Consider the following 14,015-nt stretch of genomic DNA (forward strand, 5'->3'; position numbering starts at 1 on the left):
GCCACCGATTGCGGTCGAGGTCGTGTGCCAACGACCTACGTTTACGGAACCACTACACCCTAGACCACTCAGTTAGAGACTAAGCCGTGAATTCTGTTACGAACTGCCGCATGGCCCATTTCGTCGACTACGTCCCGTCGAGAGGTGCGTGGATTTCCGCACGAACTGTCGAAGTTCGAGGCTTCTCCGACTGCGCCAACATAGTCGTAGACGGGCGGCATTAGGCCCCTTGCAGACGACCAGGCCGGTTCCGCTCCCACTACTGTCGACCGCTTAAAGCGACCAACGGCGGAAGTGACGAGCGGCCGCGTCGCTGATGGAGCCCGGGCTTCCAGCACCGAGGTCGTTCGACTGTCCGGTAGACCCCTCTGGACTCGAGTAAGAGCCGTCGAAGTCGGTGAAACCGAATGCGGACCCGCTGCGTCTAAGCCGATATGTGCACCGTCGCAAATTCGACCGGTAGATCGTGAGCAAGCTCGAGGCGTCCCCAGCAGAGATGCGCGATGCCGTCACAGAGATCGAAGCCAAAGCCGACACGCTGGCGCAACGCCTGCAGAACCTGGACGCCACCGTCGGCAACGAGCTCCTTATCGACGGTTGGCAGGGCACCGCTGCATCGGCCTACGACGAAAGCTGGGTCGAGTGGCGTAACGGTGCCGAGAACATCATCGGAGCCCTCCACGATCTCGCGCAGCTACTCCTCGCGGCAGCAGATGACTACGAGCAGACTGACGATGACACGAGCGTCGCCGTCAGCAACGCAACCCGCTCCGGGATCGCGATCTGATGCCCGCTTTGGGAAGCGACGCATTCAAAATCGACTTGCAGCAACTCGACTCTGCCATCGCATCGATGCAGGAATTCACCGACGACACATCCGAGATCCTGGAGCAGGTCTCCAATACCGTTGCTGCACTGCGCGTCAATTGGACGGGCATCGGATCCGACGCCTATCAAGACGCACAGGATCGGTGGGTCCGAGGTGCACGGGACATGACGGACAACGTCACCGAGCTCCGCGAAGTCGCTAAAACCGCCCACGCCAACTACAGCAACGCAATCGACGCCAATACCTCGATGTGGCTGATGTGACCGCACCCGTAGAAGTCACACCTGCCGGCTACGCCCAAGCCGCGGTCACCTACTCCCGCATACACTGCGTCCTCACGACCGGCATCAGCGTGCTCGCCGATGTGCTCGCGGAGACCGGTGCATGCGCAGGCTCTGACAACGCAGGCCGCGAATGGACCAATGACTACGACCCAGCAGCATGGGACGGAATCGACGCCCTTGGCGATCTAGCGTTGGCATGCGGTCAGATGCACGATCTCTTGCAGTTCACCGCAGCCAATCATGCGAACGCGAACACGCAATCAGGTACCGCACCCGACCCCGGAGCACTGGTCTTTCCACCGGGCTCGATCCCGATCTACCAGCCGTCGGAACCTCCGTCGATGTTCGGCGGCTCCGATGCCGAACCCACAGGCTGGGGTTTGGTCCGTGACTACGTTCAGGGCGAGATGTGGCCCAACGGTCACCCAGATCAGCTACGCGCCGCCGCTACCGCATGGCGGGCAATGGCGACCTCACTCACCGCGGCGGGATTCGACTTTCCGATTGCCCGCCCACTCATCGAGATGCAAATCAGCCCCGAGGTCACGTCGATCCTCGAACAACACGATCTGGTGAAAAGTCAGTGCGACGCGATGGCCGAGTACTGCCAGGCGCTCGCGACATCCTGCGATGGCTACGCCGGCGCAATCGACACCACCAAAAAGGCCGTCGTCATGGCCTTGATCGAGTTGGTCGGGTTCATCGCGATCGATCAGATCGTCGGATGGGCGGCATCGACGATATCGCTCGGAACAACAGGAGTGGCAGCGCAGGCGGTCATGGCCGCGCTACTTGCCCGATACGGAATCCGTATCGCTGGAATCATCAAGGGTCTTCGCACTGTCGCCGCGTCCTATCGAGCAGGCATGGCCGCGGCGTCCACCGGCATGTCCCGGGCTGCCGAGGCGCTGATGCCGCTCCTCGGAGCTCGCCCGATGCTCGCCGGAGCCGGCGGTAGTGGCATCGCGGGCGGTACCGGGTTCGATGCCCTATCGTCGTTCTTCGCCCTTCGACGGCCTGCGCTGCGCAAGCCGTTCTACGACTTTGTCGTAAACAGAGCAGAACGATTCGTACCGGCGGGAACAAAAGACGAGTTCCTTACAGTCCAAGCCGATCGAGATGTCAAAGTACCCGCGAACAAGACCTACGATGACAAGCCGTGGGTCACCGAGCTACCCAAGACCGCGAACGGTAAGTACTACATCGATGAAGCGAGCCGAGCGCTGTATCCGGTGGATCCAAAGTGGGAGATCGGCCATCTGTCTGGTTACGAGCATCGCAAAGTGCTGGCCGAGGCCGAACAACGCGGTATGACTCAGGCCGAGTTCAACGACTTCGTTCACAGTGACCCCAGCCGATTTGCCGTCGAGGACAAGTACGGAAACCGCAGCCACCTTCGAGAGGACAAGTGATGACCGATCGCGACGAATACGGGCGTACCGCCCTGCACTACGCCGCAGCGAATGGCCGACTCAAGGAGGCAAAGCAACTCATCGAGCAGGGCGCGGACGTCGATGATCGCGATAGCGAGGGGTGGACGCCGTTGTTGTTCGCGTCTCAAGCTGCACACATCGACGTGGCTGCAGCGCTCCTCGAAGCTGGAGCTAATGCCAACGCGCACAACTCGAAAGGCCAGCCGCCGCTGTACTTTGCACTCTTTGCCCGCAGGATGCGTGAGCCCGGCGTTGGTGTTTCGCTCATCCAGATGCTCCGCGAATATGGTGCCGACGCGACACTCGAGACAATCGAGAGTTTCTTCGGCCCAATGAGCGTGCTCGATGTCGCGAAGAAGGACTTCATCGAACAAGGCAGCGGCGATGACCTCGTCGCGGTCTTCGAGGACCTGCTGTGAGCGACGCCGGAGATGTCGAGGACGAGATCACGGAGATCAAGGCGGCAGCAGCAGACGTGGCCCGCGTCCTCGCCGCAGTGCGTGGGATAGGGGAATCCACGGACCGAACGGTCCTTGCGACAACTGATTCGCGCGGGCATCTGGTCGACATCGAGATTGCACCCGGCGCAGCCCAGCGACCGGAGGCCTTGGCATCGGCAATACTGGACGCCGTCGCACGGGCGGCGTCGGATGCCGCCGCACGAACTGAGGTTGCGGTACGTCCCATCACGGACAACACTAGGGTCCGATCAGCACTGGACACAGTCAGAGACTTTGTCGCAGCCGAGGCATCGACACCCGCAAGCGATCCCCGGTCTGGAGAAGCCGACATGGACCGCTACTACCGCAACTTCTCAGCGCTCCAATGATGTCGAGCACCTCTCATTCGGCTACCGATAGGTGGGACTGTGCGGCCACCACCGCACGAGCGCGCAAGCCCGGTCATGCAACTCGTTGATGGAATCAACCAGGAACACCAGCCAAGTCAATGCACTTTCAGGGCTAGGAACGAGCGTCGATGGTACGGCGTTCTGAGCGGCATCATCGAGTTGGTTGAAGTTCGATGGGTAGTCGGTTGCCTTCCCGTCCACGACGTTCGGTGCACCGTCTAACCCGTAGGTGATAACGAAGGTGATTTCATGTCGATTCGCTTCGGTGAAGTGTGCAGACAGAGCCAGTTCACCCCAAACGGAACGGTCGTAGACAACTGCACCGGACCGAATTGCGTCCTGCAGCAACCAGTGCGGAACAATCTTGCCGTGTATCCACGCTGAACCGCAGCGATGGAAGTCGATGTCGAGAGCCCGAGCTTTCACCTCGTCCAACGAAAGCAGCGGCAGGTTCTCGATACCGAGTACGGAACTATCCATGTGTGTTGCCTCCTGATCTCCGGGAAGGTGTCGGTCGGTAGCTGCGTAGGACCGACTCGGTGTGCGATGTAGCCGCGATAGCGGGTGAAAAGTGCAGTGGCTAGGCGATAGACCGGTCAGCGAATCCTGGGTCCACGCGCGAGCGGACCTGTCCGTTTGGGGAACGGTTTGCCGTCGTTGAACCGAAGACGCAGCGACTCGAGGTACTCCTCCACCGCTGCGTTGACCAGATCTGATGGGCCACGCGGCGCTCCCGGTGTCGCGGATAGTGCCTCCGCGGCGTTGAGGAGATCGTCGACAGTGGCCGTGTAGAGATAGTACGAGCGTTTGCACTTGCTGTGATCCACCGTTGATTCTGAGTTCTTCTGTACTAGTGAGGTTTCCGCGACAGGCTGAGACATGTCGTTCCCCGGGTGAGGTGGATTCACAGGGCTTGAACCGGCCAGTGCACTCTTCATCCGCTCGGGCCGCGCCATCACTGCTCTCCATCAATGAGGATCTCGACTGTGTCGCGGTAGATAGTCCACAGGCTCCGCGCTTGGGTTGTTCCCCAGTCCTTAAGACTGGTCTGCGATTCCATCGAGTCTTTGATGACCACTCGTTTCGGCACTGGATCACCAAGAATGTCAATGCTGGCTGCAATCTCGATGAGTTGTTCTCGGCCGGCGATGGTTTGGTTCTCGTGCAGGTTGATCACCGCACCGAGGAGGCGGAGGTCGGCGTTGTAGCTTCGTCTGACCGCGTCGATTGTCCGGCGTAATCGCGCCAAGCCGTTCGCCGAGAACAACGCAGATTGGCTGACGACAACAACTTTGCGTGCCGCAACGAGTGCGTTGATAGTCAGCAGGTCCAAGCTGGGCGGGCAGTCGATCAGGATGACGTCGTACTGATCAGCAACGGTTTCGAGTGCATCTCGAAGTCGGCGCTCGCGCCCCGCTCCCGCAACCACCAGCTGGTCTCTCACATACGCGAGTGATTCGTTCCCGGGCACTGTCGGGACCAGGTCGACACCTGGCCAGATGCAGGGTACGACTGCGTCGCCGATCGTTGCTCCTGAAGAGTCCGAAAGCACGTCTGCGACACCGAGGTCGTCGAGAGCAAGAGGCTGTGCGGCGAGGACCGTACTGAGGTTGCCTTGCGGGTCTATATCTATGACGAGAACTCGTTTGCCCGCACGCGCGGCGGCGTCGGTGAGGTGAAAGGTCTCGGTGGTTTTGCCCACGCCACCCTTCTGGTTGCAGAACGCGATGATGTCAGCGGGCATGGTGGGTCTCACTTTCATTGCAGGAGTTGCGGGTAATGAGCGAAATGGTGGCGAGGGACGCATGGCACCCCAGTCGGCTGAGGGATGTATCCCAGCCGCGGCGAGCATCGGGTGAATAGGTCGCCGTACTGGCGACGGAGGCATCACCCGCATGGGGTCTATTGCCCGACAACACATGAGAGGGAAGCACGAGCGGTAAAGGACCTGTGGCGCGAGTGGGCTCTGTCGGATCCGTTACGCCTATGGCGCGTATTGCACCTGATACACGCGACACTGGCACTGGTGGCCAATCAGGTGATGACCGAGAGACGGGCGATTCAAGCCTTGCTGGTATTCGATGTACGGCTGAATACAGCTCGTGCAGTGCGTCATTGGATTCGCTATGACTACAGCCTGGATATTCATCACGCTTGGCCGCTGACGCCAAGGCGGGCTTGGGGAATCCGGCTCGATCGCCAAACCGCACAGGCAGTGACGGATGAAGTCGACGTACGAGCGAAAGCAGGTGAGGCTCGATTCGATGTTGCTCAAGGGTTCTCATGGATCCTCTTCAGTAGTGGCGGGGTTCAAGGGCGTGGTACTTCGTCGGTCTGTCTCGGACCCCCCATGGCCCCTGAGCCAATTTCCGCACCCACGTTGTCCGCTCCACGTCCGATAGCCCCGCGTCACGATGGACGCGCGGCTGCTCGGTATCGCCACTCGCTCGATGATCAGTCGAGCGTGTGGTGCCTCGAGGCCGGTCTCAGAGGATTTACACAGGGTGCACAGGCCGGCGGCAGGCTGGTGTTACGTCGGGCTCTGCCAGAAAACGACGCTGCTGCGACACATCAGGCCTTTGCTAGAAGGTTCACAGCGAAGGCTTGTTCGAGTGCGAGCAGAAGGGTTCGACCGCGCGATCGCGAATCGAAGCGTGCGTCATCGCCCGTTCGGCCCCTGACCGAAATCAAGGGCGGAGAACGGTGCGTCAGCGAAATGTCTTGAATCACTTGTCAAGACGCTCTATGCTCGGTGGCGAAGCTCCTTCCTCACGGGTTGTGGTTTCGACGCCCTCGGCCTCGGTGCTGGTAACACCGAGATTCTCCGGGGGCGTTTCAGTTTCCTGAGGGGCAGTTGGCCCTGGGCCTTACGCGACGCCTGAACTGGCGTCGGATTCCGCCTCAAGACCTTCGATGTACTCATCGATAGCCGTATCCGGGATGAGCCGACGCTTGCCGACCTTCACGCTCCGGATTTCTCCCGACGCGATCTTGTTGAAGAAGTTGGATCGTCCAAGTCCCGTGCAAGCCATGGCCTCCGGGACAGACAGCAGCCGTCTGGGCATCTTCAGCACCTCCACTGATTGTGTAGTAGAGCCACATTCTGTGGGACTCATTGGATCAGTCCATGTGGTTCCACCACAGAGTAGCAACTACGTACCCCACCCACAAGACGGACGTATTTTCAGCTAGACTGCGTACCCATGACGCAGTCTTGGGCGGAATCGATCGTTGCCCGGGTCGCCTCGGAAGTTCGCCGACTCCGGGGTAAAGACCACTCCGCACTGTCCGCGGCAAAGCTCGCCGACAGAACTGTCGACTTCGGGTGGGGAATTTCCCGGTCGGTGGTTGCAGACTTGGAGACAGGCCGAAAGAAGAGCCTTGACGTCTCAGAATTGCTTGTATTGGCTGCGGCACTGGGAGTCTCACCTGCACAGTTGGTCTTCCCCGACCTTCCCAAAGGGAAGGTCGAAGTACTCCCTGGGCTGCCGCAAGAATCTCACGATGCCCTCCGCTGGTTCAGCGGCGAGGCCGGACTCATGCGACCGAGCTCAGAATGGACTGAAGAGGAATCAGAAACTCCTCTCGACATGTGGGTCCGAGACACCTTCGACCCGAGAAACGATCGTGTCGGAATCACTCGCGAATGGCTCGACGCACTCAAGGCCATGCGTCGCGCCCGGGTACAACTGCGAAACGGATTGTCCAAGAACGAATCCGCCGAACATATCGAGTCGATGCAGTATCTGTACGAGGATGCGCGACGGCGCTCGGAAGAACTCTTTCGACGGATGACAGAACTGGGCATGGACACGCAGGACGAAGAGGATGGCTAGGCAGCGCACTGCCCCTGGAGAGTGGGGAAAGATCACGAACACAAAGCGCGGATCGGCTTTCGTCGCAAAGGTTCGTATCCGAGATTCCGACGGCGTGCGCCGCTTGGTCGAGGCAAGCGGCCGGTCCCCAGAGGCCGCTCGGCGGAACTTGAACGCGAAACTACAGAACAGGCTGGCACCTACCCGCGCAAGCGGCCTGACGAGTAGTTCGACCGTCTCAGCGCTGGCCTCGAGTTGGTTTGCCGAGCAGGAGCCAGCACTGGCTGCGCAGTCCTACAGCCGCTATCTCGATGTTTGGAACAAGCTGTGTGCACCGGCCATCGGTGAACTACTCGTCAGGGAGGTCCGCACAGGCACCATAGATTCGTTCCTCCGAGAACTGGCCGCGCGAGCTCCCAGTAGCGCCCGCATTGCACGTGTGGTGTGCACAGGAGTCTTCTCCAAAGCCGTCCGATTGGACCTCATGCCACAGAACCCGGTCCGAGAAGTGGCGCTGCCAAAGAAGGCCAGGCAGCCGGTCAGGTCCGTCACTCTAGACGAGCTGAACGAAATCCGAAGCCGAGTCGGAGCTTATTGCGCTCACGAAGAGGTTCTCGCGGACGGGACGGTGAAACGGAAGCCTGGTCCCAAGCCTGGCCAAGACCTACAAGACATCATGGACCTCTTGATTGCGACTGGGGCACGGATCGGCGAGGTGCTAGCTCTTCGCTATCCGGATCTCCGTCTCGACGTCAGCCCTGCGACCGCGACGATACAGGCGACGTTGATAGTTCCTCGGGTTGCCGGCGAGCGCCTATGGCGTCAGGAACACAGGAAAGGCGGTTCCCCGCCGTTGACATTGGTTCTACCCGAGTTCGCAGCGACGATACTGAGGCGGCGAGCAGAATCGCCGGTATTCATCAACCCTCACGAGGCAGTATTCGTGACAAGCACCGGCAACTGGCTTTCGCCATCCAACGTCAGACGATCGTGGAGGGCTGCGCTCGGCGCGGACTTCTCCTGGGTGAGACCGCATTCTTTCCGCAAGACGGTTGCCACATTGATCAAGGAAACCTATGGCATCGAGACCGCGCAAACCCAGCTGGGGCATTCATCGACGCGTGTCACCGAAGCTCACTACATCCAACGGATCAATTCTGCGCCAAATCTGACCGCAGCTCTAGATCTGTACGGACCCTCGAACTACTCCAATGAGTCATCAAATCTGTAACTCGGGTGGCGTCAGGTCATGCTGGTCAGGGACCGCGTGTCTGAATCGGATCGGTAGAAGATCCTCGTCTCTCGGAGCCCACTCACTGAATACTCGCGCATGACCTGGGCTGGTCACGACATCACTCCCGTGGCGAAGCCAAGTGATTCCACTGACAACGAACAGGTCGGTTGGCTGAAATTGCCGTGCATGGTTGACCTCGCCGTGGGTGAGTTCGACGGCATTGGCCTGCCCCGTCGAGCCCTTCACTTCGACGTGCCGCTCGCTTGCTAGGTCTCCAGAACCGAACAGTAGGAGGTCGAACGGCCGAGATGCACCGACATCCTTGCACTCGTACCCGAGCGACTCGTAGTGCTGAATCGCCTGTCGCACGGCCTGCATCTCGATCGCTCGCCGGACCTTGGGGTCCGACACGTAACCTGCTTCGACGGCTTGCCGGCGATCCGAACGCGCCGTCGACGACGTCTCCGATCTCTTGCCATCCACGCCTCGCTCGGCTGAAGAGTAGATCTGTGCGACAGCAAGTTCTGGCAGCACACCGAATAATGCAGAGGGAAATTTGGTGAGGTACCCACCTTGTTTGGGGCGGAGGGTTCCATTCGAGAGAAATGCGAACGGAAAGTAGATGCTTCCGTCACGGCCGATCTCGAGGACATCCTGCACCGAGCGGATGGCGGGTAGGCGTTCGTTCAAATCCTGGAAAGTAACCGACGTCGAGAACTCGGTGTAGTCGCGCAACAGAGCTTCTCGGCCGCTCGCGGGGCTGTTGTCGTTGTACACGAGGTTGTCGACCTCGTACGGCTCACCGTCGACGATCGACCAACCGACGAACCTGGATGGTTTCCCATCCCGGGCCGTGGTCCAGTGGAGTACGACGTCGCCGTCCCGAACGTGGTTGACGAGCTCCCAGTACGGCGTCGAGTCTCCGTTTCGCTTCGCAAACGGGGCTCTGATTCCGTCACCGAAATCGTCGCGCCTGATCGTCTCCATCCAATACCGCTCGGCTGTGTCCGTCAGCCACCACTCGTTGATCGTCACGACGCCACTGTGTCACGGACGTGCCGTTCGAATGTCGGGACTGAGACTGTCCGGTTCGAAGCCATGAACTCAACACTTTCGCGCCCAAATCCGAGCAATGTGTTGAGTAAGTGTTGAGCAGGGAGCAACTCGGACGGGCAGCGAAGAAGCCCCGAACCGCATCGCTGCAGTTCGGGGCTTCTTCTTCTGTGCGCCCGAAGGGATTCGAACCCCTAACCTCTTGATCCGTAGTCAAGTGCTCTATCCGTTGAGCTACGGGCGCATGTTCAGTTATCCAACTGGTCTAGCTGAACGGTAAAAATCTACCGTTCGTGGCGGAGGCGAGAGGATTTGAACCTCCGGTCCCGGTGAAAGGACAAGTCATTAGCAGTGACTCCCATTCGGCCGCTCTGGCACGCCTCCTAGGCTGCCGGCCCTCTCGGACCGCCGAGGAAAGAGATTACACACGGCAAAGGCCAGAAGGCAAAACGGCTGGTCGACGCCTCAGGTTCGCACGGCGTTCGCGTAAAAGATGCTTGTTGCTCTTCAGCGCATGAAGCTGTCGAACCAATCGAAGATTCGGGTCTGCGCGTCGACCAGAGCGGCCTCGGCCGGATCGGTGTGGTCGCTGCTGCCCGGTTGTTCCCTGGGATGATCGGCCCGATGCTGCACACCCGAATAGCTGACGATGTTCGTGGCCACTGAGGCATGCGTGGCAGCGTCGCGAAGGGCTTCGATGTGATCGGGTGGGGTGTGCGGGTCGTCCTCGCCGTAGAGACCGAGCCAGGGGGCCTGCAGCTTGGGTACAGCCTCGACCAACGCGACCGCGTCGGAGTTGAGCGGTTCGACGATGCCTGCCGCGGCAACACTGACCGCCGCTCCGACCGGACGGCTGGTGGCCACGATCAACGCGGCTGTACCTGCATCGTCGAATCCGATGACCCCGACACAATCGGGATAGACCCCGCGCTGCACCAGCCAGTCGGAGGTGGCATCGAAATCTGCGAAGAGGTCGTCGCCGAAGACTTCCTTGTCGTCGCCGTGACCCCGGTGGAAGAGGTTCGGGGCTACGGCGAGCCAGCCTTCCATCGCCAGTGCACGCAGCAGGTCGAGCAGAGATTGCGGAATTTCACGAGCCTCGTGCAGCACGACGATTCCGCCGCGCGGTGTGCCCTCCGGTTCGATGGCCGTCAGAGGCACCTTCTCTCGAGGCGGAGATTCGTGTGCGGACGTATCCACCTCGTCGTCTGCGCCGACTGTGGGCGCGGTGGCGGACCGAAGGACTGCGGCGTCGCTGAAGATTCCCGACATACTTATCGAAGATAGGACGATCGGTCCGGTCGTGCACAGCAATATCACGGACGCGTAGAAGTCAACCCCGAACCTGAGCGCATAATGGCAGCCGTGACCGCGCGCATCCGCCCCGACCTCGACGCCATCCCCGCTTACATTCCCGGCCGTAGCTTTCCGGGGGCAATCAAGCTGGCGAGCAACGAAACAACGCAGGGCCCGCTGCCCAGCGTGCATGCCGCTATTGCCGAGGCTGTCGGTGGCGTCAACCGCTACCCCGACATCCGGGCGACGGCACTGGTCGAATCCTTGGCGAAGAAGCTCGGAGTTGCGACCGAAAATGTAGCCGCAGGTAACGGTTCGGTTGCACTGTGCCAAGAGGTCGTTCAGATCACGTGTGGCCCCGGCGACGAGGTGCTGTTCGCATGGCGTTCGTTCGAGGCGTACCCGATCATCACGCGCGTTGCCGGGGCGACACCCGTGCAGGTTCCGCTGACCGCAGACCACGTGCACGATCTGGACGCGATGCTCGCGGCCATCACCGACCGCACCCGCCTGATCTTCGTGTGCAACCCCAACAACCCGACGGGAACCGTCGTCCGGCGTGCCGAGCTCGAGGCCTTTCTCGATGCGGTGCCGTCGAACATCCTCGTCGTATTGGACGAGGCCTACTTCGAGTACACCCGTCCCGCCGCTGACGGCGATCACGTCGACGGCGTCGAACTCGCGCGTGGACGACGCAACGTGATCGTGTTGCGCACGTTCTCGAAGGCCTACGGACTCGCGGGCCTGCGCGTGGGCTACGCAGTTGCCGATCCCGAGGTGATCACGGCTCTGTCCAAGGTGCGGATTGCGTTCGCCGTCAGCACGATCGCGCAGCAGGCAGCACTGTCGTCGCTCGAGGCTTCGGCGGAGCTACTGGCCCGCACCGACGCCCTCATCGTCGAACGTGACCGCGTACGCGACGCTCTGGTCGCGGGAGGCTTCGACGTCAACGCGTCGCAGTCGAACTTCGTCTGGCTGCCGTTGGCCGAGAGGTCCGGTGCATTCGCGTCGGCTGCAGCCGAACAGGGCCTGCTGCTGCGCGCCTACGGAAACGACGGCGTGCGGGTCACCATCGGCGACCCGCACGAGAACGACGCATTTCTGAAGTACGCCCTACAGGCCTAGCGCCCGTTCGAGCGTCGGCCAGGATTCACGCAGGTCGTCCTGCCAGTACGGCCAGCCGTGAATGCCGTAGGGGCGATAGACGGTTGTCGCAGGGATGTCCAACGCTCGCAGTCTCGTATCGAACACTGTCGTGCAGTACAGCGCGGCGGCCTCGAGCGGTCCGCCCATGAGCGCACTCTCCGGTCCACTACCTCCGGGACCGAGTTCGTACGGGCCGGGCAAACCGGTACCGACGGAGATGTAGACGTCTTTGCCACGGAGGGCCTCGGCGTTGGCGGATGGGTCGTGCTGCACCCACAGAGGGTCGGTGTTCTCGCCCCACATGTTGGACGCGTTTCCGCCGTTGGTCGCGACGGTAGCGCGCACCGCATCCTTGAAGTTGGTCTGCGAATTGTCGTAGCAACCGCTCAGGCCAGCGACGCCGGTGTAGAGACTGGGGTGACGCGTGATCAGGTCCATGGCGGCCTGCGCGCCCATCGAGACACCCGCGATCGCGTTGGTGCCGTTACCGGAGAAGCGCGCATCGATCAGCGGCGGCAGCTCCGACGTCAGGAACGTCTCCCACTTGTTCACACCGAGCACTGGATCCGGAACATTCCAGTCGGTGTAGTAGCTGCTCGATCCGCCGACCGGGAGCACTACGTTGACCTGCTTGTCCGCGAAGAAATCGACGATGTCGGTCTTCTGCGTCCAGGTGCTTTCCTTGTAATCGGATTCCTTGCCTGCACTCACACCGTCGAGCATGTAGAGCGTCGGGCGGGACACGGCCTGCGCGGCCGGAAGAAGAACCTGGACCTGAATGGCGCGGCCCATGGCGGGCGAGTCGACCCACACCGCAGCGCGGCGGTCGGTCAACATGTCGACCCGATCGATTCGGGCCGGGGCCAATGGCGAGGACTGGGCCTCCATGCTGGGCACTGCGCCGCCACCATCGGAACTGCCGGTACCGGGCAGCGGCTGCGCCCCGGCGAGACCCGACCCCAGCAGGGAAACCGCCAGAGCAGTTCCCGCTACTGCCAACACACGACGGTGCATCTGATCTGCCATCCTCCCCAGGCGCACCCTCGCGGGCGCAACACAAACAACATCCGTTACACAACGTACCCACCGCTGCGCAGACACGCCGAAGCCTGTGGGTCCGCTCACAGTAGCCGCGAAACGACGCGTACAAAAGTCTGCGTGATCCTTTGTTACATCTACCGAAGATGTAACGGTCTACCTGGTCCGATGTGCCGAATCCGCCGTCGTTCGGGAGGCACTCGATGTGACATTCGGTGGACTTTTCGGGGGTCGATGTCACATCGAGTGGACTTCCGTGGCGTCGACTCAGCCGCGGCCGGTCTCGCCCTGCAACTTGTCGATCATTTCCGACGCCTGAGCCTTGTTCAGATCGTCGGGAACTTCCTGCCCGGCCTCCTGAGCGAGGGTGCTCAAGTAGCTCTTCTGCGGCCCGGTCATCGGCTCGTCGCCGGTGACCCAGTCGTCGGGATCCTTCTCGGGGTTCTGGTTGACCTGCTCGTTTTCGCTCATACGTTCGTAGATACGCCGAATCGACGGGTTCCAAACACGTTCCTGTTGCAGGAGGCACGTCCGTAGGTCGTGCGAATGACTTCATTGACAGTTCAATCATCACCCGGCAATGCTCCACGTCACACCCCCCTCGATTGGAACCTCATGAAGACGAAAACCCTGCTGGTCAAGATCGGCATCTCCAGCGTCATTGCGGCGGCAGCCGTGGTCGCCTCCCCTGCCGTCGCCTCTGCCGACCCGATCACCGATTTCCTGTGCGGAGCCGGCTCGGCCCAGTTCTGCGTCCTGCCTCCGCCGCCCGCCTTCGCACCCCCGCCTGCCCCGCAGGGCGCACCCGCGCCGCAGCAGCAGGGCGCGCCCGCCCCTGCGCCTCGGCCCAGCGGATTCCAGTACAAGAACTGTGATGCCGCACGTGACGCCGGTGCCGCTCCCGTCTACCGCGACGAGTACGGCTACGGCCCCCACCTCGACCGCGACAACGACGGCATCGGCTGCGAGTAGCGAATTCGCACTTGTGCGGGCAGATCATCATGAAATGCCTGCACAAGTGCGATCTCGACGGGCGG

General features: G+C 61.3%; 17 protein-coding genes and 2 tRNA genes. 9 read left to right on the plus strand and 10 right to left on the minus strand.

Features of this window, described 5'->3' with window-relative positions; all coding sequences use genetic code 11:
- The first annotated feature begins 466 nt into the window (after nt 1-466).
- The 5 genes from O4220_RS00340 to O4220_RS00360 are packed head-to-tail and all read left to right on the plus strand — an operon-like array spanning nt 467 to nt 3,375.
- Nucleotides 467-787: a WXG100 family type VII secretion target gene (locus tag O4220_RS00340; protein WP_269601584.1), complete on the plus strand. Its 321-nt coding sequence runs from the start codon at nt 467-469 to the stop codon at nt 785-787.
- On the plus strand, nt 787-1,092 hold the full coding sequence (locus O4220_RS00345; RefSeq protein WP_269601585.1) for a WXG100 family type VII secretion target: 306 nt from the start codon (nt 787-789) through the stop codon (nt 1,090-1,092). Before O4220_RS00340 ends, O4220_RS00345 begins: the two co-directional genes overlap by 1 nt.
- Nucleotides 1,089-2,525 (plus strand): GH-E family nuclease, encoded by a 1,437-nt coding sequence (locus O4220_RS00350; protein WP_269601586.1) that lies wholly within the window; start codon nt 1,089-1,091, stop codon nt 2,523-2,525. Before O4220_RS00345 ends, O4220_RS00350 begins: the two co-directional genes overlap by 4 nt.
- Nucleotides 2,525-2,965 (plus strand): ankyrin repeat domain-containing protein, encoded by a 441-nt coding sequence (locus O4220_RS00355; RefSeq protein ID WP_269601587.1) that lies wholly within the window; start codon nt 2,525-2,527, stop codon nt 2,963-2,965. Before O4220_RS00350 ends, O4220_RS00355 begins: the two co-directional genes overlap by 1 nt.
- On the plus strand, nt 2,962-3,375 hold the full coding sequence (locus O4220_RS00360) for a YbaB/EbfC family nucleoid-associated protein (protein WP_269601588.1): 414 nt from the start codon (nt 2,962-2,964) through the stop codon (nt 3,373-3,375). Before O4220_RS00355 ends, O4220_RS00360 begins: the two co-directional genes overlap by 4 nt.
- Nucleotides 3,376-3,396: 21 nt before the next feature.
- Here O4220_RS00360 and O4220_RS00365 read toward each other — a convergent pair whose 3' ends face one another.
- The 4 genes from O4220_RS00365 to O4220_RS00380 form a co-directional block, all read right to left on the minus strand.
- Nucleotides 3,397-3,831 carry a hypothetical protein gene (locus tag O4220_RS00365; protein ID WP_269601589.1) on the minus strand — a complete coding sequence of 145 codons (435 nt, stop codon included), beginning with the start codon at nt 3,829-3,831 and terminating at the stop codon, nt 3,397-3,399.
- 161 nt (nt 3,832-3,992) lie between these two features.
- Nucleotides 3,993-4,223, minus strand: a complete 231-nt coding sequence (locus O4220_RS00370; protein ID WP_249305506.1) for a hypothetical protein — start codon at nt 4,221-4,223, stop codon at nt 3,993-3,995.
- A gap of 128 nt (nt 4,224-4,351) precedes the next feature.
- Entirely contained in the window at nt 4,352-5,140 is a 789-nt protein-coding gene (locus tag O4220_RS00375; protein WP_269601590.1) for a ParA family protein, read from the minus strand.
- A gap of 1,123 nt (nt 5,141-6,263) precedes the next feature.
- A complete protein-coding gene (locus O4220_RS00380) occupies nt 6,264-6,461 on the minus strand; it encodes a helix-turn-helix transcriptional regulator (protein ID WP_032374273.1) in 198 nt (65 codons plus the stop codon).
- 138 nt (nt 6,462-6,599) lie between these two features.
- On the opposite strand from O4220_RS00380, the gene O4220_RS00385 reads away from it, so the two are divergent.
- Both O4220_RS00385 and O4220_RS27870 read left to right on the plus strand, forming a co-directional pair.
- On the plus strand, nt 6,600-7,232 hold the full coding sequence (locus O4220_RS00385; RefSeq protein WP_269601591.1) for a helix-turn-helix domain-containing protein: 633 nt from the start codon (nt 6,600-6,602) through the stop codon (nt 7,230-7,232).
- Nucleotides 7,225-8,442: a tyrosine-type recombinase/integrase gene (locus tag O4220_RS27870; protein WP_420030288.1), complete on the plus strand. Its 1,218-nt coding sequence runs from the start codon at nt 7,225-7,227 to the stop codon at nt 8,440-8,442. The genes O4220_RS00385 and O4220_RS27870 overlap by 8 nt, the downstream gene beginning before the upstream one ends.
- Here the strand turns inward: O4220_RS27870 and O4220_RS00390 are convergent.
- The 4 genes from O4220_RS00390 to O4220_RS00405 form a co-directional block, all read right to left on the minus strand.
- On the minus strand, nt 8,431-9,480 hold the full coding sequence (locus tag O4220_RS00390; RefSeq protein ID WP_269601592.1) for a protein NO VEIN domain-containing protein: 1,050 nt from the start codon (nt 9,478-9,480) through the stop codon (nt 8,431-8,433). The two genes, O4220_RS27870 and O4220_RS00390, sit on opposite strands and share 12 nt — an antisense overlap.
- 189 nt (nt 9,481-9,669) lie before the next feature.
- Nucleotides 9,670-9,742 (minus strand) — tRNA-Arg (locus O4220_RS00395).
- Between the two features lie 50 nt (nt 9,743-9,792).
- Nucleotides 9,793-9,882, minus strand: a tRNA-Ser gene (locus tag O4220_RS00400).
- A gap of 123 nt (nt 9,883-10,005) precedes the next feature.
- A complete protein-coding gene (locus O4220_RS00405) occupies nt 10,006-10,770 on the minus strand; it encodes a dienelactone hydrolase family protein (protein WP_269601593.1) in 765 nt (254 codons plus the stop codon).
- Between the two features lie 93 nt (nt 10,771-10,863).
- On the opposite strand from O4220_RS00405, the gene hisC reads away from it, so the two are divergent.
- Nucleotides 10,864-11,919, plus strand: coding sequence for a histidinol-phosphate transaminase (gene hisC, locus O4220_RS00410; RefSeq protein ID WP_269601594.1), 1,056 nt, complete (start codon nt 10,864-10,866; stop codon nt 11,917-11,919).
- Here the strand turns inward: hisC and O4220_RS00415 are convergent.
- Both O4220_RS00415 and O4220_RS00420 read right to left on the minus strand, forming a co-directional pair.
- Entirely contained in the window at nt 11,908-12,954 is a 1,047-nt protein-coding gene (locus tag O4220_RS00415) for an alpha/beta hydrolase (RefSeq protein WP_269602223.1), read from the minus strand. The genes hisC and O4220_RS00415 overlap by 12 nt on opposite strands.
- Before the next feature lie 291 nt (nt 12,955-13,245).
- Entirely contained in the window at nt 13,246-13,449 is a 204-nt protein-coding gene (locus O4220_RS00420) for a DUF3072 domain-containing protein (protein WP_032381115.1), read from the minus strand.
- A gap of 144 nt (nt 13,450-13,593) precedes the next feature.
- Between O4220_RS00420 and O4220_RS00425 the strand changes: the two genes are divergently transcribed.
- A complete protein-coding gene (locus O4220_RS00425) occupies nt 13,594-13,950 on the plus strand; it encodes an excalibur calcium-binding domain-containing protein (RefSeq protein WP_269601595.1) in 357 nt (118 codons plus the stop codon).
- Nucleotides 13,951-14,015: the final 65 nt, after the last annotated feature.

This window comes from Rhodococcus ruber (assembly GCF_027270735.1).
Classification (GTDB): Bacteria; Actinomycetota; Actinomycetes; order Mycobacteriales; family Mycobacteriaceae; genus Rhodococcoides; species Rhodococcoides rubrum_A.